Source organism: Nodularia sp. UHCC 0506, from assembly GCF_034931045.1.
In the GTDB taxonomy this organism is placed as follows: Bacteria; Cyanobacteriota; Cyanobacteriia; order Cyanobacteriales; family Nostocaceae; genus Nodularia.
The window spans coordinates 77528-103786 of record NZ_JAYGHH010000007.1 but is presented as its reverse complement, the minus strand read 5'-3'; the positions used below and the strand labels follow the sequence as shown (position 1 = coordinate 103786).

Sequence of the window (26259 nt, the reverse complement as noted above, 5' to 3'; positions counted from 1 at the left end):
TCAGCCTGCAATTTTTAAGGGTTGTGTTGTATTTTCAATTTTTGTATTAATTGACTGCACCATTGGTTTTGTACTGATAGTGTCGATGCCTATTGAGTCTGTATGAAACTCACTACTGCGAGGCTCGTTAATCGCAAGGCGATCGCACGCAATTGTATCAGACAAAATTGCACTGGCCATCATACCCGTATGAATCTCCATTTGCGCTGCTAGTGGAGCTTCAAACACCAAGCGCTGTCCGGGAAAAACAACTCTTTCAAAGTACCAGTTGGCAATATTGCAGATGCGAGCTATCTGGATTTTGCTCGTAGCATTAACGTAACAACAAAGGAGATTCCCAGATTGCTCCGGTGGTAGAGGATCTAATATTTGAGCCATAACTGCGGAGGAGCTTTACGCCACAATTTTACATTACACCAGCTAAACTAACATTGCTTGATCCCCAGATGCTGTAACTCCGACTACCAACTGAAATTTTCTACGCTATTTCTATCTAAATATATGTTAAATATATGTTCAAGTTATGAAATTTTCACCAAAAAGTGTATACCCACGAAAATAATATACTGCGCTAGGAGAATTTGAGATTTTTCTTGAAGAATAAAAGCATTAGATGTTGCTCTCATCAAATTAAGTCTGGCAATTATTCTCTGACATCTCCTCAACTGTAAGGGAAGGTTTGTTTGTTTCATCTATCCTCAGACTTACAGACAGGGACTATAGCTTAATAGTCAAACTCAATGTTATGGTAAAGATATATAACAATTCTTCTCATAAAATTTATTTATTTCGTCTGATACAGAGCAAATTCAACTATCCCCACAATTGTTAGCACAGGCTAAACTGACCCAGCAATTGGCTTAAATGCCAATCATAAACTGCGAAAAACACAGAAAACTAAAACGAACAGCTTTAAACTGCATCACGTGTCTCTATATATTTCATCAACAACTACAAGATGGAAATTCAACAATCCATGATCGAAAATCGTATCCTCTACGTTCGCCTTCCGTGTAACCCCATCTTTCCCATTGGGGTTGTATATCTTTCAGATCATGTCCACAAGCTATTTCCTGGTACAGCACAGCGAATCTTTGATTTAGGAACAGTACCACCATTAGATTACGCCTCCGCCCTAGATACCTGTATCGATGAATTTAAACCCACACTCCTAGTATTTTCTTGGCGTGATATTCAAATTTATGCCCCCGTAGGTGGACGCGGTGGAAATCCATTACAAAACGCCTTTGAATTTTATTACGCCAAGAATCCTCTGATTAAGTTACGTGGTGCATTAGGCGGGTTACGAATTTTCATTGCTTACTATGTAGAATTGTGGCGCAACCAGGGATTAGTTAAACGCGGTTTACGACGCGCCCAGAAATATCATGCTGATGCCCGTGCCGTTGTTGGCGGCGGCGCAGTCAGCGTATTTTATGAACAATTGGGTAAAACTTTACCCCAAGGTACAATTATTTCCGTGGGTGAAGGTGAAACTCTCTTAGAAAAACTTCTCAGTGGCAGAGAAATTCTCGATGAACGTTGCTATATAGTCGGAGAAACTCAACCACGGCAACGAATGATTCATGAACAACCCACGCCCCTAGAGAAAACGGCCTGTAACTACGACTATATAGAAAGCATTTGGCCAGAATTTAACTTTTACCTACAAGAACAAGACTTTTATATAGGAGTCCAAACCAAGCGCGGTTGTCCCCACAACTGTTGTTATTGCGTCTACACCGTCGTTGAAGGCAAACAAGTACGCATCAACCCAGCAGACGAAGTAGTTGCCGAGATTCGCCAATTATACGATCGCGGCATTCGCAATTTCTGGTTTACTGATGCTCAATTTATCCCCGCCCGTAAATTTATCGACGATGCTGTAGAACTTTTGCAAAAAATCGTTGATTCTGGGATGACAGATATTCACTGGGCAGCATACATCAGAGCCGACAACCTCACACCAGAGTTGTGTGATTTAATGGCTAAAACCGGGATGAACTACTTTGAAATCGGGATTACCAGTGGTTCTCAGGAACTTGTGCGGAAAATGCGGATGGGTTACAACTTACGCACTGTTTTACAAAACTGTCGTGACTTAAAAGCAGCTGGTTTTAACGATTTAGTTTCCGTCAACTACTCCTTTAACGTCATTGACGAACGTCCCGAAACCATTCGCCAAACCATCGCCTACCACCGCGAATTAGAAAAGATTTTTGGCGCAGATAAAGTTGAACCTGCCATTTTCTTTATTGGACTGCAACCCCACACCCATTTAGAAGAATATGCCTTTAAAGAAGGTATTCTCAAACCAGGGTATGACCCCATGAGCCTGATGCCGTGGACAGCTAAAAAACTCCTCTGGAATCCTGAACCCCTTGGTTCTTTCTTTGGAGAAGTCTGCTTACAAGCTTGGCAACAAAACCCCAATGACTTCGGACGCGAAGTGATGAAAATTCTAGAAGAAAAATTGGGTTGTGCCGAATTAGAAGCAGCACTTTCTGCACCTATGGAAAAGAAAGATAAACAGTTGGCTGGCATCTCATAACATCCAGGAAATAGGGATTGAGGACTGGGGACTTGAGGACAAACCCTCAATTACTAGAATCTCACCCTCATCCCTAACAACTACGAATTACGAATTATGAAAGCCTATGTTAGAAGGATCAATACTACAAAAACTGGAAACAGCACACCGTAATACTACCAGACAAATTCGATTTGGGGTGTATTATAAAAACACTTTAGTTTCTCTGTGCCATGCTCTAGAAGACCATATTTTAACTCAAGATAATACACCCTTAGTCATCACAGCCTTTCAACAGGGTAAATGGTATCTGCAAGAAGCCGAAAGATATGCAGATATCGCTAAGTGTAGCCGCGAAATTCTGATTATGGCAGCATCGGATGCCAGCTTTGCAGAACATCCCACAAGCCAACTCCCTAACGTGGATTTAGTGGCATTAAATTCCGATGATCCAGTGGCACAAGAATGGCATTTAATTATCTTGTCATCTGAATACACAGCAATGGTACTTTGTCAAGAGTTGTCAGAGGCTGATTATGGTGCAGCCGGAATACCAGCTTCAGATGTAGAACGTAAATTTTATGGCTTATGGACATTTGAACCAGACTTAGTGCAAGAAACAGTAAAATTAGCGATCGCTCACATTGAGAAATACAATCCACAACTAGCACAAAAACTTACAAATCATAAAAATGCCATAAAGTCAAGTCTAGTCACACCGGAACATTTCAATGCAGTCGTTTCTCGCGTCGTCGATTATCTCCAGACAGGACAGGATAATTTATCCATCCCCACAGCCTTGCGTCAACAAGCCTTAGACCGCAACTTGATGTCTAACGAAATCCAGGCATTTTTGCGAATGGCGCAGTTAATGGATATGGCAGATGTCAACAATCCCATGGCCGCCGCCGAAGTAGTAGCACTTTCTGAGATGATGGGGCAACTTTTAGAACTACCCGCATGGCAGATTAAAAGATTGAGATTAGCAGGTTTTTTACATCGTATAGACCCATTGCAAAAAGCCGAAAGCGTCCTCACTCCCGGTACATCCACCCGCTACGAGGAACAAGCCCCCCATTGTCCCTTAACTTGTCCCCTAATTCCAGGAGCGCAAGTATTACGAACCATGCCCAGACTGCGGGCCATTGCCCAAATTATCACCCACCAAAGCGAATGGTGGAATGGTACAGGAGAACCAGCAAGTTTAGCTGGGGATGAAATTCCCTTAGAATCGAGAATTTTGGCCTTAGTTGCGGATTTCCAATGGCGAGTCAATAACATCAAATCACCCCAAAAAACTCGCACCGAAATCTTTGGTCAAGCTTTAGATGAATGCAGACAACAACAGTCAACACGCTTTGACCCCAAACTTGTAGATGCTCTAACTTTATTAGTTATGGGTTTACAGCAAGGACTAGACTTACCTCTGATGTCACCAAAACTCAGCACCGGCGTATGGCTACTTGACTCTCAATGGGATAGCTACAGCAAGGCAAAGTGCTGAGTATAAAGCCAGTGACTTTAAGGCTTTGAACCTCATTTGAAAACCGCCATAGTACAGCACAACGTAAATAAGGCAACTATTAAAACAGAACATAGCATTTCTCAGTTAAGTGAGATAAAAGTTCTGAGTTTCCTAATTACGAATTACGAATTACGAATTACGTTAGCGAAGCTCCTCTGAAAGAGGCATTACGAATTACGTTAGCGAAGCTCCTCTGAAAGAGGCATTACGAATTACAAATTACGAATTACCCCAAATGAATATTGAAGCCATTAAATCAGGAAAACTCACACAACTCCCAGGCGCAAATTTAGAAGATGAGGAACTCTCTCAAGTTGATTTAAGCCGTATCAATCTTGCAGGCGCTACCCTTGTCGGGACTAATTTTATCGGTTCCAAACTCGAAGGCGCGCATTTTGAGGGCGCGAACTTAATGGGAGCAAACCTGCAAAAAACCGACTTGCGAGCGAACCTGATGGGAGCGAACTTGATGCAAGCAGACTTAACAAGTGCTGACTTGCGCGGTAGTAATTTACGTGGTGCTAACTTGATGGGGGCGAGACTCAGCGATGTCTCTTTGGCTGGCGCTTTTTTGAGTGGTGCAAACTTAATGAACGTCAATTTACAAGGTGTTGACTTACGCAGTGCTGACTTGCGTGGTGCAAACCTTACAGGGGCAAATCTCAAAGGTGCTGACATGACTCGCGCCGATTTGCAAGGGGCTTTGTTCAGTGAAGCCAATTTAGAAGAAGCTGATTTACGTGGGGCAAATTTAGCTGGGGCGAACTTTAGCGGCGCAAATTTACTTTGTGCAGAGTTAGAAGGAGCAAATTTAAGCGGGGTAAATTTAGATAAAGCTTGCTTGGTGGGTACAGTAATTGCAATTCCTTAGTGGTGAAAATAACCTTGATCATGTAGGTCTAAAATCCCACTTTCTTGCCGATAATGCTTGGGGGTTGTATTGAGCATTCGTCGAAACACAGATGTCATGTGACTCTGGTTGCCAAATCCCGTTTCTACCGCTATTTCTACCAGGGATTTACTTTGATTTTGTAAGAGTTGTTGGGCAAGTTGCAACCGACATCTGAGGACATATTGATAAGGCGATAATCCAGTTGTAGCTTTGAATGCTCTGGCAAAATGGTAAGGGCTGAATCCTACCTTGCTGGCTATGTGATTTAGGCTCAGTGCTTGTGGAAGATGCGCTCTAATATATTCAATAGCAAACTTTAATATATTTGGGTCTAAATACTCTGGGGGACGTTTTAGCTGTCCCGATAAATTTGAACGTCGGTAAATTATTTTTCCCAGCACCGCAGTTGCCACCGATTCTAAATAAAATACACCCCCTAATTGTCCATTATCAAAGAATTCTTGCATAGCGATCGCTACATTCAAACCCCAATGGGTTTTAGGAATTTGGCCAGGTTGTAACTCAATCATCTGTCCTTCTGCTTCTACTTTGACTATGCGGGATAGAAAAGATGGGGAATATCCAAACACTACAAAACAAGAAGCATCTTCCACAGAACTATAGGTACTTCCTTGAGGCACAATATCAAAACCTCCTGGTAGCGCTTGGTAAGGTTGTAGCCGGTCAGTATTAAAAGCGGCAACTCCACTGCTGACACCAAAACTTGTTACCACAAGGTTAAGTGGTGAGCGAAGATTGACTTCTAACTTTCCTGGTGGAATTATTGCTACCATCATCTCCGGTGTTTCTATCCAGCGTCCCCATTGCGGTAAAACTTCTAATGGAGGCTGATCAAGAGGAATTTTATACTCTGGAGGATTAAATAAAAATTCTTGTAGCAGATTCATTGGTAGAGGCGATGTTTCAATCCCTATTGTCTCAAAAAATAGATTTTTATATTCCGCAAGAATTGAAAAGACAAGAACCCTGAAAGCACAGTATTTTCAAGGTAACATTCTGACATTAGCTCGCATTGCCCATGCTTGGGGATTAATACAGACTTACGGGTCATCAACTGGTAGAGCAATCGGTTTTTTCGGAACTTGGCTAGTTTATATCGTCGGCAGTTTGGCTTGTTTATACTACAGCGTGCAGCAATTTTTATCATCTAAATTTCAAAAGTAATACAATGCTCAGAAAAATTGACACTAACCTTTGGGTTGCTGAACAACCTCTAAAATATTTTGGCTTGGAAGTCGGGACGAGAATGACTGTGATTCGTTTGATCAATAGTAAATTAATGGTTATCTCGCCTATTAGCATGGATGACGCAATCATTCATCAATTAAATCAATTGGGAGAAGTGGCTTACATAATCGTTCTCAACTTGTATCATCATCTATTTGTTGCTGACTTCAAGCTGTGCTATCCCCATGCAGAACTATGGACAGTATCTGGTATGGAGCGTAAACGAGCAGATTTGCAGATAGATCAAATTATTACAGAGGGCAGGAATTTTCTCATTGATGAAGTTGAGTATGTCTTGGTGCAAGGATTCAACACATTGGATATTAAGGGATACTCACCGCTTAATGAATGCGTCTTTTTTCATCCTAAAAGCCGGACTTTAATTGTCACGGATATAGTTTTTCATATTAATAACCAATTTGCTTCACCAAGCATCAAGTTACTAGCTAGACTTCTAGGTGCTTACAATCAACTGCGTCCAACATTATTGGAAAAATTTGCTACCCAAGATCAAGCCAAAGTTAAATTTTCCATTCAACAGATTCTTAAATGGGACTTTGAACGAGTCATTATGGCGCATGGAAGTATTATTGAAAAAAATGGGAAATCTCAGTTTAAAGCTGGTTATGAGTGGTTTTTAGAACTATCTTTGTAATTAAAAACTAGTCTCATTTAAAATTTATACACTTTGAGATTTGGTATTTGCTCGCCACCGCATCCACAAAGCCAATATACCCATAAACCCTACACCCATGACTCCTTGTAGGGGATTCTGATTTACACCAGTTATCCAATCAGGAACTTGACCAGAATATTCAATTAATCCCCCCACATTAATTATGTAATAGCCCCAAACTAAACCACCATGCAAACCAATTGGTAAACCCAAGCGTCCCCTACGCCAACGCTTTCCCCATACCTGCGTTAACCCTAGCAATACTAAAGCTGGGAATTGTGGTAGTGTCTGAATAATTGCCTCTAAAGGCTTAATAAAGTGCAAGACAGCAAAGGCCACAGCATCTATCCAAAGTGCCACACCCGGACTGTAGTCCCGTTCTAACTCATCCAGTAACCAACCTCGAAATAATAGCTCTTCAGCAAACCCGATACCCAAAGAGACAATTAAACCCTCTAAAATTATTCTGAACAAGAAACCCTGTGGTTGTTGCCACACTAGCCAACCCATGTAACCTTGTAGCCCAAACACTATCAGAATGCTAATTATGCCAATAGCTAAACCAATCAGCAAATCCACAGCGTTTATCCGCGTGATTTCTAAGCCATACTGCTTGAATATTTGGGGTTGCTGATAGACATTTTTCCCCCATAGCTGCAAGAGAAAAATAAATTCTGCATATAACAGCACCATTGTCAAGATACTTTCTAAATTAGAATCACTGACTAACAAGTAAATTGGTACTGCGAAGGGTAGCCATAGCAGCAATAAAGCGGCTACAAAATAGCCCAGCCTGATATGAACAGGGCGTTGGGCTAAACGAATGAGGTTTATTTTCATGCGAAATTGAGGAAGAGGAGAAAATAAAAGTCGCTGACAATATCTTTGTCTTGTCTTCCTTTACTAGACAATATTTTTATTTATTCATCAGGTTCAATTGTGCTACTTAAACCATGACTTTTTAATGTTTCGCAATAAAACTCAGCGTGTTCTTGAGCGCAAGTAATTACTAAAGCCAGACCATTAGTATGAGCTTCCATCATAATACTTACAGCTTGGGGCTGAGTTAGGCTCGGTACTGTGGTTATTAATGACTTTACTACATGCTCCATAGAATTGTAGTCGTCATTATGGAGCAAAACGCGATACCGAGGCGCGAGCTTGCGGGACGTGGAAGGCTTTTCAATAGTTTCGACTGACACGGCTCTTTGCTCTTTCTTCGATGATTTACTACAACGGAATAACTGTTTAGCATTGACTTAACAGTTATTTACTTATGCTATAACATTCCCATACAAACCTGATGGCGGGGGAATGCTTTTGTGCTGAAGTAGTTTCGCTTAAAAGTCCCAATACCTTACAGGCGTAAGAGTAGTAGTCTAATTTTAAGGTATTTTTGTTTCAGGATAGCGCATTCTCGCTTTTAAAATAAAAGAAACTGCAAAAATTTCTGGACACTGCCCTAACTGCGTGAACATGAGCCTAGACTTTCAACCAGGACAAATTGTGTCTTTAGACCATAGTGACAGGAATCTGTTTGCAGAAGTCATCCAAGTAGTGGTTTCTCGTCAGTTGTGCTGGGTACGTCCCTTGCTGCTTGTTAGCTTTACCGAAGAATCACCCCTTGTGACTGATATGCGAGATGCGTCAGATTTGCTTTGGCCTGTTAATTTATTTCGACCAGCTTTAGATACAGAAGTAATTACCTTATTGAGCCAAGTTTTGGCAAAAGAACCAAAAACTGAACCTGACTCAGCTGCTAAACTGCTATTTAATCAATTTATTCACCAAATTTGGCACGAGTATGAAAAAGCAAGGGACTAGGGAGCAGGGGAGAGAAGATGGTAACTTCCCAATGACCAATGACCAATGACTAATCAAGTTTAAGTCAGGTAAAAAATTGTTTTCTGCCTTCAAAGGCATAGTATAAGGTTCACCACCAGCAAAAATTGTGGCAGTCTGATACACAGGATAACCAGGGTCTGGGATTAGGGTGTAGTCTCCCGCTTCGACAAAAGCTAAGAAGGTGTTATGTATTGCTTCTTTGGAACCAATGGAAGAAATGACTTCTGTATCTATATTTAACCCTGTGACTCCAAACCGACGTTCCATCCAATTCACCGCCGCCGCCCGAAATTCTGTAGTCCCCTGATAAGGTGGGTAGTTATGGGTGGAAGCATCATCAACTGCTGCGTGCATAGCCTGAAGAATGTGAGCAGGAGTTTGTTGATCTGGATCGCCTAGTGCCAAATTAATGATATCAATTCCCTGCGCCAGAAGTTGTTCCCGTTTGCGGTTAATTTCAGCAAATAAATAGGGAGGAATTTTTTCTAAACGTTTAGCGGGCTGCATGGCGGTTTACTACTAACGCAAATTGTTGATGCTCATTAGCACAGTTTACGCCACACAGGATAGAGAAATACTAAAATTAACGAAGAAATATCACCAATCATATCGTGGCTGGTATCAGCACTGCTGTTAATCTATCTTTAAAGCTTAATTTTGATATTTACGGTCAAAGTTGATTATATATCCGTAGTCAGATATGCGAAAACAGTGTTGATTACTCAAAGCTATTAAGCAACTGGTCTTAGACTCAGCGCAGCCATGTCCCCAGGGCTTTACAGTACTTTGTTAGTCAGAATTAATATCCCCAAGTAGGTACTAACTTGACTCGACCAGCATCCATTTCTGCCATCAATAACTCTAAGGCTTCATAGTCAACATCAGAAATATGACCCATTTGAGTCAGTTCCGAATTAATTTCATTTTCGATTTCGGGGGTTAATTTTTGAATATAAAGTGCTTTTTCTACCAATTGCCGAATAACGTACTGAGTTCTCATAATTAATTAACCAGTTATATTGTGATAATAATTATCCAAGATAGTGTTTGGTATAAAATATGATCTAAATTCCCATGCTTATGTGATCTATATCACTAAGAAATCGGCTAAAAAATTGGTCGTCAACCCTGATATGCAACTCTAGTCAGCATGAAAATAAAGTCGTTAAATCTACGCCTACGATTTGGCTAAATTAGCTGATTTATCTACTTAGTAAGCTTTGTCAGCAAAGCTACGGTTGATTTTTCGGCTCTATGGCTGTCTATGTAGATTGTTTGAGAACTGGGTTAGAAAAAAAGTATATATGAATACATTTTATCCTGTATTTATGACAATCTTTAAACAGACCCATGAAAGTGATAAAGATTCAGCAAAGACACCGGAAAAATTTAGTCAATGTCAGAAAAAAAAGTTTATCTTCAAAGAAATCTCGGCTGGAAGATTGAATAACTCTGATGAGATTGGGTGTCAATATGCCAATAGTCCAGAAGTGTCTGAAAAATAAATTTCCCCTTTAGCACATCATGTGTATCAACAGTCGAAAAGTAAATTTGTGTAAAAGAGTTGTAATTTGCAGCGATAAACTCTACTTAAAGGCCTAAATAAATGCTAAGTTAGAACTGATAAGCTGTAATTAAGGTAGCTAGAAGATAGCATAGTGGCTGTTGCAGTTGAAAAATTAATCACACCGGATATTTTAAAGCCAGCGCGTTACTTGGGTAACGAACGCCTAGCAGTACATAAACCTTGGGATACGGCAACAATACGTTGGGCGTTAACCTACCCAGAAGTATATGAAGTCGGATCTTCCAACTTAGGGCATATCATTCTCTATAACATTTTGAATGCCCAGCCCCAGCAGTTATGCGATCGCTCTTATCTACCAGGTGCTGACCTGGCGGCTAAACTAAGGGCTACTAATACCCCCTTATTTGCCGTAGAATCGCAGCGATCGCTCAAAGAATTTGACATTTTGGGTTTTAGTCTCAGTTACGAACTGGGAGCAACTAATATCCTAGAAATGTTAGATTTGGCGAAAATTCCCCTTACATGGCAAGAAAGAGCCGGGGGTAACTACCCGTTAATTTTTGCCGGGGGACAAACAGCAACATCAAACCCTGAACCGTATGCTGATTTCTTTGACTTTTTCGCCCTCGGAGATGGGGAAGAATTACTGCCAGAAGTGGGTTTAGTATTGTCAGAAGGCAAACAAGCAAAACTGAACCGGGAAAATTTGCTCCTGGATTTGGCACAAATACCAGGCGTATATGTTCCTCAGTTTTATAATATGGCGGCTGATGGCTCAGTTCATCCTCTCCACCCAGAAGTCCCCAAACGGATTTTGCGCCGGGTAGCAACCCCAATTCCCGCTTATTCTATTGGGTTAGTTCCTTACGTGGAAACGGTACATGACCGCTTGACGCTGGAAATTCGCCGGGGTTGTACTCGTGGTTGTCGTTTTTGTCAACCAGGAATGCTCACCCGACCAGCTAGGGATGTGGAACCAGAGCAAGTAGTGACAGCCATTGAGTCAGGAATGCGGGCGACTGGTTACAATGAGTTTTCTCTATTATCCCTGAGTTGTTCTGATTATTTGTCCTTACCAGCAGTAGGGATGGAAATCAAAAATCGGTTAAAAAACGAAAATATTTCCCTGACTCTTCCCAGTCAACGGGTAGATAGATTTGATGAAAATATTGCTAATATTCTGGGTGGGACTCGGCAAGGTGGACTAACTTTTGCACCAGAAGCAGGCACCCAAAGAATGCGGGACATTGTAAATAAAGGTTTAACTAATGAAGAATTACTAAGAGGTGTTAAAACTGCCTGGGAACAAGGCTGGGATAAGATTAAGTTATATTTCATGATTGGTTTGCCAGGTGAAACTGATACTGATGTTGTGGGTATTGCAGAAACAGTTAGCTGGTTACAACGAGAATGTCGGGGTAGAGGGAGAAAACCTTTAAACTTTAACTTAACGATTTCTAACTTTACACCTAAGCCTCATACTCCTTTTCAGTGGCATTCCGTGTCTACTACAGAGTTTAAACGGAAACAAAGCCTGCTCAGGCAAGAATTTCGCCGCATTAGAGGAGTAAAGGTGAATTTCACCGATGTCCGCATTTCGGCAATGGAAGACTTTGTAGGTAGAGGCGATCGCACTTTAGGAAAAGTCGTCCGTCGCGCCTGGGAGTTGGGTGCAGGAATGGATTCCTGGTACGAAAATTTAGATGCAGCCTTTGGTGCTTGGGAGTCAGCCATAGCCGAAGCTGGTTTAGATGGGAAATACCGTCTGGTAGAAGCAGCAGGGGAGCAGGAAGCAGGGAGCGGGGGAGATTCGTTAAATCAACCTTTACCTTGGGACCACATTGACACCGGCATCGATAAAAAATGGCTCCAGTCAGACTTAAACCGGGCGTTAGCAGCCGCAATAGTACCTGATTGTTCTTTTGAAGGTTGCTCTCATTGCGGTGTCTGCGGCACTGATTTTGGACACAATATTGTGATTCCGCCGCCGGCAATACCAGAATTTGCTGGTAACTTTGTGCCTAACACCACTAAAACTCAAAGATTGCGTGTCTGGTTTGGCAAGCAAGGATCAATGGCTTTAGTCAGTCACTTGGATTTGATGCGTCTGTTTGATCGAGTCATCCGCAGAGCAGGCTTACCAATTGCTTTTACTGGTGGATTTCATCCTAGTCCCCGAATTGCGATCGCCAGTGCTTTAGCTCTAGGAGCTACCAGCAGTGGAGAAATTGTAGATTTTGAGTTAACCCAGTCAGTGGAAGTTGAAACCTTCCGGCAACAACTAATTCAGGAACTGCCCACAGACATCCCTGTATATAATGTGGCGCAGATAGATTTAAAAGCTCAAGCAGCTAACCAAGTCATGGAGGCAGCAGATTATTTAATTACCGTGGCCACACCCACAGAGGTGACAGATGTACAATGGCAAGACTGGATTGATCAGATCAAAACCAAAAATGAGCTGTGGTGGGAAAAAACAACCAAATCAGGCAAAACCCAATTAATAAATCTGCGCGATCGCTTATTTGAACTGGAATTAGTAGAAACTGACACCAATGTTGCAGAGTCTACAGCTATCCTGCGTTATTTAGGTAGTTGTCGCCATGATGGTGTGATATTGCGTCCTGAACAAATCCTGTCTATGCTAGAAATAGTCGCAGGATCTGGAGACTGCGGCATGAGCGCTCAGTCAAATAGTGGAGAATTTCAACTCCTACACATTCACCGCAATCATCTAGTTTTAGGGGTATAATCGCTGATAGTAGAGCATGGCGTAAAGCCGAGCTATAGGGTAAGTTGCTAGTAGTTCTGCCTAAAGTAAAGCATCATCATGGGAATTGATTCCCTAGGTTGCGTTAGAATCAGATCAAGAGAATTTTCTGGCGCTGCATGAGATGGGCTGGTTCACATCCCTGTTCATCAGGGAGCAAAAGCGAAGATATGAGAGCGTGTCTTCTAGGATTGTATCCCAGGCAAGGCTTTGCTTTGCAACACCAAAGGCGGACGTAATGCCAAAGGTGCAACGACATATGTCTTCGCCATCCAAGCTATCGACTCAGAGAAGTCGAAGTCTGAACGGCGAGGCAGATTAAAGAACCACCTCTGTCTATAGCTATCTTGTGAACTAGTCACCTAAAAACAGGCTCCGTCAGCAACTACTTCTCTATGCTTTTTAAACAACTGCTAAATACCTCATCCCTAGATGGTAATGGTACTGCATAAAAAATCAACCACGGATGGCTGATTTATTTGCTTAAACAATATGCAGGCGTTTTGGAATAATCAGGCGTATAAACGTCACTCTTTAGTCAATAGCTCTTCCATTTTGAGCAAAGAAGTCACAATTTTTATAATCAGCAGCGCCTTTTGGGAAGAGGAGCGAAAAGGGATAACATCTCGACTGAGCGTTCGCGGAGCGTGTCGTAGACAAGCCGAAGTCAACCTCCATAGCTCTCGTTGGTGCTGCCAATTTTTGAGGAAATTGAATGCCAAAGCAAATTATCATAGCAGAACAGCATCAAATTGCTGCCGTCTTTTCTGAAGATCAAATACAAGAACTCGTTGTTGCTACTGGTCATCACCAAATCGGTGATGTCTACTTAGGTGTAGTCGAAAACGTATTACCTGGAATAGATGCAGCTTTTGTCAATATCGGCGACCCAGAGCGTAACGGTTTTATCCATGTAACTGATTTGGGTCCATTGAAGCTCAAGCGCACAGCAGCAGCCATCACAGAACTCTTAGCACCACAGCAAAAAGTGTTAGTGCAAGTGATGAAGGAACCCACAGGTTCAAAAGGTCCAAGGCTCACAGGTAACATCACCTCACCTGGACGCTATGTAGTATTGATGCCCTATGGTAGAGGTGTCAATTTATCCCGCCGGATTAAAAGTGAAAGTGAGCGTAATCGCTTGCGAGCATTAGCAATTTTGATCAAACCGGCGGGAATGGGTTTGTTAGTGCGTACAGAAGCCGAAGGCAAACCAGAAGAAGCAATTATTGAAGATTTGGAACTGTTGCAAAAGCAATGGGATGCCATTCAGCAAGAAGCACATTCTACACGTGCGCCGGCGCTACTGAATCGAGATGATGACTTTATCCAGCGTGTACTGCGGGATATGTACGGTGCTGATGTGAATCGGATTGTCGTGGATTCTAGTACTGGTTTGAAACGAGTCAAACATTACTTGCAGAATTGGAGTGGAGGACAAACACCACAAGGTGTATTAATCGACCATCACCGCGATCGCTCTCCAATTTTAGAGTACTTCCGCATCAGTGCAGCCATTAAAGAAGCCCTAAAACCCAGAGTAGACTTACCTTCTGGGGGCTATATTATTATTGAACCCACAGAAGCATTAACAGTAGTAGATGTCAACTCTGGTTCCTTTACTCGCTCGGCCACAGCTAGAGAAACCGTTTTGTGGACAAACTGTGAAGCCGCAACAGAAATTGCCCGTCAGTTACGTCTGCGAAATATTGCCGGAGTAATTGTCGTTGATTTCATTGATATGGAATCACGGCGGGACCAATTACAAGTTCTAGAACACTTCAATAAGGCACTGAAGGCAGACAAAGCTCGTCCTCAGATTGCCCAACTAACTGAATTAGGACTGGTAGAACTTACCCGTAAGCGCCAAGGCCAAAATATTTACGAATTGTTTGGTCATACTTGCCCAACCTGTGGAGGTTTGGGACATATTATGCATCTGCCGGGAGACACAGAACCCAGATTGCCAACAACCGCAGAATTACCAGATCGGTTTGTATCCTCAACTCATAAAGAACCACGTCTGCCAACGGCTCGCATTACAGAACCACGGGAAGCTTATGATAGCTTTGGCGAAATATTCGATGGAGACTCTGACATCAGTCCCTTGGATTTAATTAATCATCCCAGCTATCAAGAACCAAGCGACAGCAAGCGTCGTACCCGTGTGCGTCGTAATCGGACTGGTATCAACGGCAGCAATGGCAAAGAGGATAGCTTGCGTGGCGAAGTTATTGGTCGTGTGACTCCTCTTCCACTAGGTTTTGACAATGAACCAGATTTAGAATCAGATATTGACGTTGAACTGGAAAGATCCATACCAGAAATCCCTTCCCCTACCTTGGGTAAATCAGGTTGGCATGAAAGAGCAGAACGCACCTCCTCCTTTGCCTCTCCTCAGTCGAACACTCCACTCAGTCGAACGACGAAAGTAACCAAGGTAGAGCCAGTTAAACCAGTGGTAGAACCACCGGAAATTAGAAATGTAGAAATGACCCTAGAGGAACAAGATGTGTTCGCATTGATGGGAGTTTCTCCTTTAGTAAAGCTAGACCAGGAAGTTAAAAGTCCTAAGTCTGTAATTATTAACATTATTGGACCCGATGCAGTTAGAACTAAATCAACTCAATCAACATCCGACTCAACTATCATCAAAACAGTCAGCAATGAAGTAAACACTGAAGTCCATAGATCACAAATTGAGCTAGAACAGAAATCTTTGAGCGTAGTTGAAGAATCGAAAGATACAGCTGAGTCAATGGATGTGGACGAAAAATTCACAGAAACTCCAGTCAACAAAATCTCCACCGGTAATCGTCGTCGCCGTCGTCGTTCCTCAGCTCTAGAGTCAGATTCTTCCACGGCAGAGGATAATTAACTGTTTTATGGTCAAGACAGCGCCAACTACCGCAGATATTTGTTCGCCAACACTTCTAGACCAGCCGATTTGGTTGGAGTTATCTCCAAACCTGCGACTAAGTTCAGGAACAACTCTATCTGGGATGACCGGGTTAGTTGCAGGTATAGATGAGGTTGGGCGAGGTGCGCTATTTGGCCCTGTAGTGGCGGCGGCGGTGATTTTGCCTGCTTGTGCTTTGCCAAAACTGATTGCAGTGGGCATTAAAGACAGTAAAAAATTGTCTAGTTCTCGGAGAACTCAGCTAGCACAGCAAATTTGTGGGTTAGCGACAGACTGGAAAATTGGTTTTGCTTCCACTACTGAAATTGATCAAATTAATATTTTGCAGGCAACGTTGTTAGCCATGAAGCGGGCTGTACTGAAACTGAAGGTACAGCCTCAGCTATGCTTGGTTGATGGTAATCAACTGATTAAGGATTTGAGAATACCGCAAGAAACAATAGTGAAGGGGGATGAGCGATCGCTGACCATTGCAGCTGCTAGTATTGTTGCTAAAGTTTGGCGCGATGACTTAATCATGCGTCTAGCATTAAAGTATCCCCTATATAATTTAGACAAGAACAAGGGCTATGGTAGCCAAAAGCATTTGGTGGCGCTGCAACAACATGGGCCATCACCACTGCATCGCAAATCCTTTCGTCCTTGTCAAATTAAGTGCTGAGTTTTGAGTGCTGAGTGCTGAGTTTTGAGTGCTGAGTTTTGAGTGCTGAGTATAAACCCAGTAGCTTCCAGCCAGCTATTCATATTGTTTTAAGCGTCTTAGCGGTTGTTATAGTTACTGGTGGGCTAAATTTTTTATAACTAATGTGGCACAATTGGGGAAAATGCTAATAGTTAGGGTTTGCTGATTCACCGATGGATAAGTCCCCAGTGTCATGATATAGCACGTTTTCTGACATTTGTGATGTTACCCAACAGCGATAGTCAGCTAAAAGTTGATGTAGTAAGCGTTGTTTAACTGTCATCAGTACACTTTTGAGCAAACCATTGCCAGTTGCTTCTAAAATTGCCCTGGGAGTAAAAGAAAATGGTGGTGGTATCTCCACCTGCACTTCTAAATCGGCTCTTCCTTGTAGGCTAGTAACGCTATTTATTTGCTGCAAAGACAAATTTCCTTGTAAATTTAACGCAAAGCGCTGGTTAATATACTCAAAGCCGAGAATCTTACAACCTAGCGATCGCAAATTAATTGTGCCATTTGGTTCTGCCCAAATTCTCAGGTCTACAGTGGGCTGAATACTCAAGGACATAAAGCTTAGAGGTCGCATTTTTAAACGAAATACTTCTTCTGAAAGTTGATCTATCCGGCTATTATCAGCTAAAGCATTCACTAGACGTTGAGGTTGACGCAAATAGTATTGAATAGGAATAGGTTGTGGTGGAACATTAATTTTGACAGTTTGGCAAGCAGTAAACTGGGTAGCCATGAACTAAAAGACCCTAATTGTTGAATACTTCTATTATTGATTAAATTGATTAAATTTATGAAATGATTGATCAAAGCCACTAAACAAGGTTTTTTCGCTAAATCACAAAAATGATTAAGGACTAAACACTGTGACGATATCCATTGCCCATTTAGGCCCTCCTGGTACTTACGCAGAGCAAGCCACTATTTTTTATGCAAACTGGCTAACTAGTAACACAGAACTCACAACTATGTTATGTCCCTATTCCAGTATTGCTCAATCACTCCAAGCCGTTGCTAGTGGACAAACCCAGTTAGCTGTTGTGCCAGTAGAAAATTCTATTGAAGGGAGTGTTACTATGACAATGGATACAATGTGGCAATTAGAGAGTTTACGCGTTCAGTTAGCTTTAGTTATGCCCATTGCTCATGCTTTTATTTCTTGTGCCAATAATTTAGATAGTATTCAAACTGTTTATTCTCACCCACAAGCTTTGGCGCAATGTCAAGGATGGTTGGGGGAATTTCTCCCAACTGTGCAGTTAATACCCAGTAATTCCACGACTGAAGCACTACAGCAACTCGATCAGGACTTAACAACCGCCGCGATCGCATCCAGCCGGGCGGCTCAAATTTATAACCTACCTATATTAGCCAGTAATATTAACGACTATCCAGAAAACTGTACTCGCTTTTGGGTGGTAAGTCAAAGCCAAGACGATTTAATCAATACATCAGCTAGTGCAAGTCACACTTCCCTAGCCTTCAGTGTACCTGCAAATTTACCGGGGGCGCTACTCAAATCGCTACAGGCATTTGCTGAACTAGGAATTAATCTCAGCCGAATTGAATCTAGACCCACAAAGCGATCGCTAGGAGAATACTTGTTTTTTCTCGACATAGAAGCAGATGCCAAACAACCACAAATGCAATCCGCTTTAGCACAATTAACCACACACGCAGAAATAATCAAGATTTTTGGCAGCTATCATATCCTACCAATCACCATTGAACCATAACCCATAATTACGAATTACGTAAAGCCTGGGGCATAGCTGCGCTTAGAGCGAAGCTCCTCCGTTCGCGTAGCGTTCCGCAGGAAAGGAGGCATTACGAACTACGAACTACGAATTACGAACTACGAATTACGTTAGCGTAGCTCTCCCGTTCGCGTAGCGTTCCGCAGGAAAGGGAGCATTACGAATTATTAAAAGTGTCTTTGAGAACAGCACGCGCTGCTAAATGATTGCGAGTAGAAGTTAAAATTTCTGCTTCTCTCTCCAGGCGAAGTACAGTATCCTGGGTTTCTAATAATGCCTGTTGCTCTGATGCCACGCCATAGAGGTTACTTGCCACCCAATAAGAAAGTTCTGTGGGTAGGCCGGGTAATTCTTCGGGCAGTTCCATATTTTGTTCGGTTAACTTGGCTGAAAGACGCACTACATCACGCAGCAGTTGTTCAACTTCTGTAGCCAAAGGACGTAAATCTTTAGTTGGTGGTTGGTCTTCTAACCACTCCACTAAGCCCACACGGTAAGGTTTTTCACGAACATACTCTAAGACCCGAAATCTTTGTTGTCCTAAAGTCAACATTTTCATACGGTCATCTGGCATTCGTTGGTAATGAATGATTTCTGCACAACAACCAACATTGGCAATTGTACCTTCAACTGGATCGACCATTAACACACCGAACCTGCGATCGCTTTCCAAAATCGTGTTCATCATGATTCGGTAGCGAAATTCAAAGACGTGTAGAGGTAATGGCCTAGTAGGAAATAGAACTACTTCAGGTAACGGGAACAAAGGTAGTTCGCGAACTGCAATTTTATTCGAGGATGTCATTGTTACCTTGGTATAAATTTAATTTTAAAATTTATTATTCTCAGATTTTCCCGTACTTTGTCTATATTCTATCATTTGTTTTCCAGGCAATAAAAAGCCCTGAGATAAATTTTTCAGGGTTAAGAAAATTTTTATAGAAATGAGTTTAATACCTCCTACGTCCATCAAAATATGACCAAAGCGGCAGGGAGCAGGAAGCGGTAAGATTGACAAGTCTTCTGCTCAAAGGGTTATGAGCTATTTAGTTATGCTCAAAGGAAAAATATTTATTACTCGTAGAGAAGCCGTGCCACTTCTACCAGATGCAAGAACACAGAAATAATGTGTCATTGTTTCAGAGCAAATACATTTATGTATGGGTTCTTTTCCCGTACCCTCGCCCCTGCACTTTCCGCTACTTTGGCCCAGGACTAATGAATAACCAATAACTAAATTATAGTTTTACTTCAATGTCCACACCAGAAGGCAAATCTAGTTTCATCAGAGCATCAATAGTTTTAGATGAAGGTTGATAAATATCAATAATCCGGCGATGGGTGCGGGTTTCAAAGTGTTCCCGTGCATCCTTATCTACGTGAGGCGATCGCAGCACACAATAGATTTTGCGTTTTGTTGGTAAAGGAATTGGGCCTATAGCTGTAGCGTTAGTCCTGTTTGCCGTATCTACAATCTTCTCGCAAGATGTGTCTAATAAACGACGGTCAAAAGCCTGTAAACGAATTCTAATTTTCTGCTGCTGTAGAGTTGCCATCTTTAATTTTCCAGGTTCTGATGAGTATTTGTGATTTTTTTTGACAATTTTGGGGGATTTTGTGGTGATAGACCAGATTTTAGTCAACCGTAATTTTACATAATCCCAGCCGGAAGAGAAAGGAGCAGAGAGGAATTGTATCATCTCTGCTCCTTAGTTATGGGACAAAAAGGTGTTACTTCAGAATTTTAGAGACGACACCAGCACCAATAGTGCGTCCACCTTCACGAATTGCGAAGCGCATTCCTTGCTCAATCGCGATCGCGTTGATCAGTTCTACTGTCATTTTGATGCGATCGCCTGGCATCACCATTTCTGCTTCACTACCATCATCGGAAGTAAAGGCTTTAATTGTGCCAGTTACATCAGTTGTCCGCACATAAAACTGAGGACGGTAGCCAGAGAAAAATGGAGTCTTACGACCACCTTCTTTTTCTGTCAGGACGTACACTTCACCTTCAAATTGAGTGTGAGGAGTGATAGAACCTGGTTTGGCGATTACCATACCGCGTTCAATATCAGTCTTTTGGATACCGCGCAGAAGTACACCCGCGTTATCTCCAGCCATACCTTCTTCGAGACTCTTCTTGAACATCTCGATCCCAGTTACAGTGGTGTTGCGAGTATCTCTAATGCCCACCAGTTCAACGTTATCGCCGACTTTGACCTTCCCACGTTCAATCCGACCAGTGGCAACAGTACCACGGCCTGTGATGGAGAACACGTCTTCCACAGCCATCAGGAAGGGCTTATCTATAGCACGATCAGGAGTTGGAATGTAAGAATCTACTGCTTCCATCAGGGCGTAGATTTTGTCTACCCAGGGATCTTCACCCTTTTGAGTTTTGGGGTTAGCAGTCATTTTTTCCAGTGCTTTAAGACCGGAGCCTGTAACGATGGGGATGTCGTCGCCAGGAAAATCATAGCTAGATAATAGCTCCCGGACTTCCAATTCCACCAACTCTAGTAGTTCTGCGTCGTCTACCATATCTTCCTTGTTCAAGAAGACAACTAGACTGGGAACACCTACTTGCTTTGCCAACAAGATATGTTCACGGGTTTGGGGCATGGGGCCATCAGCAGCCGAAACTACAAGAATACCACCATCCATTTGAGCCGCACCAGTGATCATGTTTTTAACATAATCCGCGTGTCCTGGGCAATCTACGTGAGCATAGTGCCGCTCGCCGGTTTCATACTCAACGTGAGCCGTATTGATGGTGATACCCCGTGCCTTTTCTTCAGGGGCGTTATCAATTTGGTCATAGCCTTTACCTGTAGCTTGACCCATAGCGGCCAAAGTCATGGTAATGGCGGCTGTTAAAGTGGTTTTACCATGATCAACGTGGCCAACTGTACCGATATTAACGTGGGGTTTAGTCCTTTCAAATTTTGCGCGTGCCATGAATGCTCGTTTCCTTTTTTAATTAAGCGTTCCCTTTGCTTTTCGCTATGATTGCTTCAGCCACGTTGCGAGGTACTTCTTCGTAGTGGCTAAATTCCATTGAGAAGATGCCCCGACCTTGGGTCTTTGAGCGGATATCAGTAGCGTAGCCAAACATTTCTGCCAATGGGACTTTAGCAGTTACTTTGGCAAGACCATCATCAGATCCCATACCTTCAATTTGCCCACGACGGGAATTCAGGTCGCCCATTACATCCCCAAGGTAGTTTTCGGGAACTTCAACCTCAACTTTCATCATAGGTTCTAAAAGTACAGGTGAAGCTTTCAACACTGCCTCTTTCATTGCCATTGAGCCAGCAATTTTGAAAGCCATTTCTGAAGAGTCTACATCGTGGTATGACCCATCAATCAAAGTTGCTTTTATATCAATCAATGGATATCCAGCCAAAATACCGGATTCACAACTTTCCTTCATTCCTTGTTCTGCGGGGCTAATGTACTCTTTGGGTACAGTACCGCCGACAATCTTAGAAACAAATTCAAAGCCCGTACCAGGTTCGCCTGGCTCCAAATTGATCACAACGTGACCATATTGACCTTTACCACCACTTTGGCGAATGAATTTCCCTTCAATTTTGGAGACTTGTTTACGAATTGTTTCGCGGTAAGCTACTTGCGGCGCACCGACGTTTGCTTCTACTTTGAATTCTCGTAACATCCGGTCTACCAGAATTTCCAGGTGTAGTTCTCCCATGCCGGCAATCACGGTTTGATTCGTTTCTGGATCAACATGAACGCGGAAGGTGGGATCTTCTTCTGAAAGAGATTGCAGAGCTTTGGAGAGCTTGTCCATGTCATTCTTGGTTTTGGGTTCAACCGCTACCGAGATCACAGGCTCAGGAATGAATAGAGATTCCAAAATTACTGGTGATCCTTCATCAGTGATAGTATCACCTGTTAAGGTATCTTTTAATCCCAAGGCTGCTCCCAAATCACCAGCCCGCATTTCGTCAACGTCCATGCGTTCATCTGCTTTCAAAATCACCAGACGGGAAATGCGTTCTTTCTTGTTCTTGGTAGCATTAAGAACGTAGCTACCTTTCTTTAGAACACCAGAATAAACACGAACAAAGGTGAGACGACCATAAGGGTCGGCCATAATCTTGAACGCTAGAGCTGATAGCGGTTCATTGTCATCAGCTCTGCGCTCCACAGCTTCCCCAGTTGGTAATGTACCTTGGATTGCTGGGACTTCAGTTGGTGCTGGTAGATAATCTACCACTGCATCCAGCATCAACTGCACGCCTTTGTTTTTAAATGCCGAACCGCAAAGTACTGGCACAATCTTATTGGCAATTGTACCTTTACGCAGGGCTGTACGAATTTCTGCTTCTGTAAGTTCTTCTCCCTCGAAGTACTTATTCATCAGAACATCGTTGGTTTCAGCCACAGCTTCTATCAGCTTGGTGCGATATTCTGCTGCCTTTTCTTGCATTTCGGCGGGGATATCTGTTTCTTCGATATCTGTTCCTTCGTCGTTGTTATAAATATAGGCACGTTGCCGTACCAGATCAACGATGCCGCGAAATTCAGTTTCACTACCAATTGGCAGTTGAATGGCAATAGCATTAGCCCGCAAGCGATCGCACATTTGGTCGTGAACTCTATAGAAGTTCGCCCCTGTGCGATCCATTTTGTTGATGAAGGCGATTCGAGGTACTTTGTAGCGGTCCGCTTGTCGCCATACCGTTTCCGACTGTGGTTGCACGCCACCTACTGAACAAAATACTGCGATTACGCCATCTAACACGCGCATGGAACGTTCTACTTCAATTGTGAAGTCAACGTGTCCTGGAGTATCGATAATGTTAATTTGATGATCTTTCCAACTGGTACTGATTGCAGCAGCTGTGATGGTAATTCCCCGCTCACGCTCTTGAGCCATCCAGTCGGTGACGGCAGTTCCTTCATGAACTTCGCCAATTTTATGAATTATGCCAGAGTAAAACAATATTCTCTCGGTCGTCGTTGTCTTACCCGCATCTATATGCGCCGCAATACCGATATTGCGTACTTTCTCTAGCGGGATGGTACGTGCCACAGTAGCCTCCTATTATAGTTTTTGCCTCATGATAGCTTGTATATTACTCTTTGTTAAGATTCTATACTTCTACGGAAAACCGTATCTGTCTTTCTGAGTCCGCGATATACCGCTTTTATATCCACGATATACCGCCGCTTTTCTTAGTAACGATAGTGTGCAAAAGCTTTGTTAGCTTCTGCCATCCGGTGTGTTTCTTCGCGCTTACGAATTGCATTTCCGGTTTCGTTGGCAGCATCCATTAACTCATTGGCTAATTTACTTGCCATTGTCCGGCCGGGTCTAGAACGGGAGAAATTTACTAGCCAGCGTAATGCTAGAGTTGTACCTCTGTCTGAGCGCACTTCCATCGGTACTTGGTAGGTTGCTCCACCAACTCGTCGAGCTTTTACTTCCACCAAAGGTGTGGCGTTTCGCACTGCTCTTTCAAAGGTTTCCAAAGGAGCAGCACCAGTGCGTTCTTCTATAGTTTTCATGGCATCATAAACCAGCCTTGCAGCCAGTGATTTCTTGCCATGACGCATCACCCGCCGGATGATCATGCTTACCAGGCGACTGTTATATACGGAATCAGGCGGAACTGGACGCCTTTGAATAACACCACGACGAGACATACTTTACCTTTAATTCGGATTTGGCAACGAAATTATATGCTATCAGACACTGGATATAGACGGAAAAAGCCGCCGTTCAAACTTTGTCTTTTTTTCTGTACGGTTGCAGGGAGACTGACTGATTGATTTGCTCACTACAACTAGAAAAGGCGATGACATCATAAATTTTAATATTTAGATGCAACCGCTGCGATCACTTTGCTGGATACTGCTTAAAATTACTTACTATTGCCAGCTTCATCAGGTTTTAGTGAGATTTAAAATAAGCAAGCACCGCTATTTTTTCTGTGTTTTGGCTCTTTCTACCGAAACAGTTTAATCGTCATCTCATACGATTAATCGCTTATTGCCTATTTTTTCGCTTCTTTCGGGCGTTTAGTTCCATACTTGGAACGCCCTTGTTTACGGTCTTTGACTCCAGCTGTATCTAAGGTTCCACGGATAATGTGGTATCTGACACCCGGTAAGTCTTTTACCCGACCACCGCGAATCATGACTACTGAGTGTTCTTGCAAGTTGTGACCAATACCTGGAATGTAAGCTGTGACTTCAAATCCAGAGGTTAGTCTGACTCTTGCTACTTTACGTAAAGCTGAGTTAGGCTTTTTAGGTGTGGTTGTGTACACTCTTGTACAAACGCCCCGACGTTGTGGGCATTGCTTCAGAGCAGGAGATTTGGTTTTCTGACGCGCTTTTTCGCGTTCAGTACGGATGAGTTGCTGTATTGTTGGCATGAGTTACAGCGCGTAAAGCTGCTTAGAGGTCTAAGTTTTAACAAATCCTGATTATATCTTTTTTCTGGCTTTTATGTCAAACTTATAGATTTTTTTTAGTTAAACATGGCTTGCCGTAGCAATAGAGAAAGAATTACCACAGCCGCAGGTAGCGATCGCTTGAGGGTTGTGAAAGCGAAAACCCCCACCCATTAAATCTTCTGAATAATCCAATGCCAACCCATTTACATAATTAAAGCTTTTGTCATCTACGACAACTTTAATAGTGCTTAAGTCAAAGACGCGATCGTTAGCTTTTACAGTTTCATCGAAAGACAGATCATAAAACCAACCAGAACAGCCACCTAGCTTAATCGTTAATCTCAACAAAGCATTTGGCTGCTGTTTTAACTGTAATCGTCCAATTTCACTGATGGCTGCTTGACTCAGATGAATCATGGAATTTATTTTTTCAATAAAAAACCCCATCTTATGAGTGGTATAGACGGGTAAAGTACAAAAATCAAACTTGACCAAAAATCTTTTATTATTTAAGCATATCACTATATCAGTGCTAGTTTCCACCTAAATTTTGATAGGGATTGAAGAGGCAAGGAGGAGGGGAAGTCAAAAGTCAAAAGTCAAGAGTCAAAAGTATTAAATCCCTTCGCAACGAAGTAAAACCAACACATTTTTTTATTTGGCTAAAATCCTTGCTGTCTAAGGGTTGTAGAATGTGTTGATTAGGAGTTTGTACTTATTACTTATCTACCTTTTCTTTTTTTTATGCTTCCCTACCCCCTTTGTTCTTTGACGTAGTGATTTCAGGCGGTTTGCAGAAATAGTTCAGTATATTAGCTTTGAAATTATTACACCCTGAATAGCACTATTACGGTGTTAGACTTTGGTACGGGCATAGTCATCTTGGTAACGAATAATATCATCTTCACCCAAGTATTCGCCATTTTGGACTTCAATTAACACTAAAGGAATCACGCCAGGATTCTCTAAACGATGGGATGTACATTGGGGAACATAGGTTGACTCATTGTTGCTAAGTAGGACTTCTTGCTCACCACAAACGACTCTAGCTGTACCAGAGACAACAATCCAGTGTTCGCTGCGGTGATGGTGCATTTGCAGACTGAGGCGATGTCCAGGCTTGACTTCGATACGCTTAATTTTATATCCTCGTCCTTCTTCCAAAACTGTAAAAGAACCCCAAGGACGCAGCTCAGTTGCAGCAACGCCTTTATTAGCGATCGCGACGGGTAGAGGCAGAGTGTTAGTTTGTGTGGTTTCTTGAAGTTGAGCCATATTTACCTCATTGATCGACATAACAAACCGTTATTACTCTTAATTAATGGAAAAGTTGGGCGTAGTTTTACAACCGTAAAACTCATTAATTTAATTACACCTTGCTAAACATAGCAAAATTCAACTTCAATGTGTAAAGGATTACTGCCAAAACTGACATATCTATAATAA

The 26259-nt window shown here is 42.4% G+C and carries 26 protein-coding genes and 1 pseudogene; 10 read left to right on the top strand and 17 right to left on the bottom strand.

Annotation, left to right across the window (positions count from 1 at the left end):
• Positions 1–378, bottom strand: a complete 378-nt coding sequence (locus VB654_RS07455) for a DUF1830 domain-containing protein (RefSeq protein ID WP_323213034.1) — start codon at positions 376–378, stop codon at positions 1–3.
• A gap of 598 nt (positions 379–976) precedes the next feature.
• Here VB654_RS07455 and VB654_RS07450 point away from each other — a divergent pair.
• The 3 genes from VB654_RS07450 (at position 977) to VB654_RS07440 (ending at position 4926) form a co-directional block, all read left to right on the top strand.
• Positions 977–2551 carry a photosystem II high light acclimation radical SAM protein gene (locus VB654_RS07450; protein ID WP_416235668.1) on the top strand — a complete coding sequence of 525 codons (1575 nt, stop codon included), beginning with the start codon at positions 977–979 and terminating at the stop codon, positions 2549–2551.
• Between the two features lie 106 nt (positions 2552–2657).
• Positions 2658–4034, top strand: a complete 1377-nt coding sequence (locus VB654_RS07445; RefSeq protein ID WP_323213031.1) for a DICT sensory domain-containing protein — start codon at positions 2658–2660, stop codon at positions 4032–4034.
• A 256-nt stretch (positions 4035–4290) separates the two neighbouring features.
• A complete protein-coding gene (locus VB654_RS07440; RefSeq protein WP_323213030.1) occupies positions 4291–4926 on the top strand; it encodes a pentapeptide repeat-containing protein in 636 nt (211 codons plus the stop codon).
• On the opposite strand, the gene VB654_RS07435 is transcribed toward VB654_RS07440, so the two are convergent.
• Positions 4923–5855, bottom strand: a complete 933-nt coding sequence (locus tag VB654_RS07435) for an AraC family transcriptional regulator (RefSeq protein ID WP_323213028.1) — start codon at positions 5853–5855, stop codon at positions 4923–4925. The genes VB654_RS07440 and VB654_RS07435 overlap by 4 nt on opposite strands.
• Before the next feature lie 281 nt (positions 5856–6136).
• Here VB654_RS07435 and VB654_RS07430 point away from each other — a divergent pair, with 281 nt between their 5' ends.
• On the top strand, positions 6137–6850 hold the full coding sequence (locus tag VB654_RS07430) for a DUF4336 domain-containing protein (protein ID WP_323213027.1): 714 nt from the start codon (positions 6137–6139) through the stop codon (positions 6848–6850).
• Between the two features lie 24 nt (positions 6851–6874).
• Here the strand turns inward: VB654_RS07430 and VB654_RS07425 are convergent, their stop codons facing one another.
• Together VB654_RS07425 and clpS are read right to left on the bottom strand one after the other, a co-directional pair.
• A complete protein-coding gene (locus VB654_RS07425) occupies positions 6875–7711 on the bottom strand; it encodes a type II CAAX endopeptidase family protein (RefSeq protein WP_323213025.1) in 837 nt (278 codons plus the stop codon).
• 80 nt (positions 7712–7791) lie between these two features.
• A complete protein-coding gene (clpS, locus tag VB654_RS07420; protein WP_323213023.1) occupies positions 7792–8073 on the bottom strand; it encodes an ATP-dependent Clp protease adapter ClpS in 282 nt (93 codons plus the stop codon).
• Between the two features lie 274 nt (positions 8074–8347).
• Here clpS and VB654_RS07415 point away from each other — a divergent pair, with 274 nt between their 5' ends.
• Complete coding sequence (locus tag VB654_RS07415; protein WP_323213022.1) at positions 8348–8695, top strand: hypothetical protein; 348 nt, start codon at positions 8348–8350, stop codon at positions 8693–8695.
• Between the two features lie 51 nt (positions 8696–8746).
• Here the strand turns inward: VB654_RS07415 and VB654_RS07410 are convergent.
• Both VB654_RS07410 and VB654_RS07405 read right to left on the bottom strand, forming a co-directional pair.
• Positions 8747–9223 (bottom strand): annotated as a pseudogene (locus VB654_RS07410) (aminotransferase class I/II-fold pyridoxal phosphate-dependent enzyme); the annotation flags it as partial.
• A gap of 292 nt (positions 9224–9515) precedes the next feature.
• The gene (locus VB654_RS07405; RefSeq protein ID WP_323213021.1) at positions 9516–9716 is read right to left on the bottom strand and encodes a hypothetical protein; all 201 of its coding nucleotides are present in this window, start codon (positions 9714–9716) and stop codon (positions 9516–9518) included.
• A 328-nt stretch (positions 9717–10044) separates the two neighbouring features.
• Between VB654_RS07405 and VB654_RS07400 the strand changes: the two genes are divergently transcribed.
• Both VB654_RS07400 and VB654_RS07395 read left to right on the top strand, forming a co-directional pair.
• Positions 10045–10221: a hypothetical protein gene (locus tag VB654_RS07400; protein ID WP_323213020.1), complete on the top strand. Its 177-nt coding sequence runs from the start codon at positions 10045–10047 to the stop codon at positions 10219–10221.
• Positions 10222–10374: 153 nt separating this feature from the next.
• Positions 10375–12996 (top strand): TIGR03960 family B12-binding radical SAM protein, encoded by a 2622-nt coding sequence (locus VB654_RS07395; protein ID WP_323213018.1) that lies wholly within the window; start codon positions 10375–10377, stop codon positions 12994–12996.
• Between the two features lie 203 nt (positions 12997–13199).
• Here VB654_RS07395 and VB654_RS07390 read toward each other — a convergent pair whose 3' ends face one another.
• Positions 13200–13376: a hypothetical protein gene (locus tag VB654_RS07390; RefSeq protein WP_323213016.1), complete on the bottom strand. Its 177-nt coding sequence runs from the start codon at positions 13374–13376 to the stop codon at positions 13200–13202.
• Between the two features lie 353 nt (positions 13377–13729).
• Here VB654_RS07390 and VB654_RS07385 point away from each other — a divergent pair, with 353 nt between their 5' ends.
• Both VB654_RS07385 and VB654_RS07380 read left to right on the top strand, forming a co-directional pair.
• A complete protein-coding gene (locus tag VB654_RS07385) occupies positions 13730–15892 on the top strand; it encodes an Rne/Rng family ribonuclease (RefSeq protein ID WP_323213014.1) in 2163 nt (720 codons plus the stop codon).
• A 7-nt stretch (positions 15893–15899) separates the two neighbouring features.
• Positions 15900–16595, top strand: coding sequence for a ribonuclease HII (locus VB654_RS07380; protein WP_323213012.1), 696 nt, complete (start codon positions 15900–15902; stop codon positions 16593–16595).
• A 166-nt stretch (positions 16596–16761) separates the two neighbouring features.
• On the opposite strand, the gene VB654_RS07375 is transcribed toward VB654_RS07380, so the two are convergent.
• Positions 16762–17361, bottom strand: a complete 600-nt coding sequence (locus VB654_RS07375; RefSeq protein WP_323213010.1) for a DUF1997 domain-containing protein — start codon at positions 17359–17361, stop codon at positions 16762–16764.
• Between the two features lie 130 nt (positions 17362–17491).
• Here VB654_RS07375 and pheA point away from each other — a divergent pair, with 130 nt between their 5' ends.
• Positions 17492–18361 carry a prephenate dehydratase gene (pheA, locus tag VB654_RS07370; protein WP_323213009.1) on the top strand — a complete coding sequence of 290 codons (870 nt, stop codon included), beginning with the start codon at positions 17492–17494 and terminating at the stop codon, positions 18359–18361.
• 178 nt (positions 18362–18539) lie between these two features.
• Here the strand turns inward: pheA and VB654_RS07365 are convergent, their stop codons facing one another.
• The 9 genes from VB654_RS07365 to VB654_RS07325 all read right to left on the bottom strand — a co-directional run bounded on the left by VB654_RS07365 (position 18540) and on the right by VB654_RS07325 (position 26088).
• Complete coding sequence (locus VB654_RS07365) at positions 18540–19187, bottom strand: LON peptidase substrate-binding domain-containing protein (protein ID WP_323213008.1); 648 nt, start codon at positions 19185–19187, stop codon at positions 18540–18542.
• A gap of 24 nt (positions 19188–19211) precedes the next feature.
• Entirely contained in the window at positions 19212–19400 is a 189-nt protein-coding gene (locus VB654_RS07360) for a hypothetical protein (protein ID WP_323213007.1), read from the bottom strand.
• Positions 19401–19620: 220 nt separating this feature from the next.
• Entirely contained in the window at positions 19621–19938 is a 318-nt protein-coding gene (rpsJ, locus tag VB654_RS07355; RefSeq protein WP_006196404.1) for a 30S ribosomal protein S10, read from the bottom strand.
• Between the two features lie 175 nt (positions 19939–20113).
• Positions 20114–21343: an elongation factor Tu gene (gene tuf, locus VB654_RS07350; RefSeq protein ID WP_323213005.1), complete on the bottom strand. Its 1230-nt coding sequence runs from the start codon at positions 21341–21343 to the stop codon at positions 20114–20116.
• A gap of 22 nt (positions 21344–21365) precedes the next feature.
• A complete protein-coding gene (gene fusA, locus VB654_RS07345) occupies positions 21366–23444 on the bottom strand; it encodes an elongation factor G (RefSeq protein WP_323213004.1) in 2079 nt (692 codons plus the stop codon).
• A 143-nt stretch (positions 23445–23587) separates the two neighbouring features.
• Positions 23588–24058, bottom strand: a complete 471-nt coding sequence (rpsG, locus tag VB654_RS07340) for a 30S ribosomal protein S7 (RefSeq protein WP_089091537.1) — start codon at positions 24056–24058, stop codon at positions 23588–23590.
• Between the two features lie 350 nt (positions 24059–24408).
• Positions 24409–24792 carry a 30S ribosomal protein S12 gene (gene rpsL, locus VB654_RS07335; protein WP_006196398.1) on the bottom strand — a complete coding sequence of 128 codons (384 nt, stop codon included), beginning with the start codon at positions 24790–24792 and terminating at the stop codon, positions 24409–24411.
• 99 nt (positions 24793–24891) lie between these two features.
• A complete protein-coding gene (locus VB654_RS07330; protein ID WP_323213002.1) occupies positions 24892–25230 on the bottom strand; it encodes an iron-sulfur cluster assembly accessory protein in 339 nt (112 codons plus the stop codon).
• 438 nt (positions 25231–25668) lie between these two features.
• A complete protein-coding gene (locus VB654_RS07325; protein ID WP_323213000.1) occupies positions 25669–26088 on the bottom strand; it encodes a cupin domain-containing protein in 420 nt (139 codons plus the stop codon).
• Between the last annotated feature and the right edge of the window lie 171 nt (positions 26089–26259).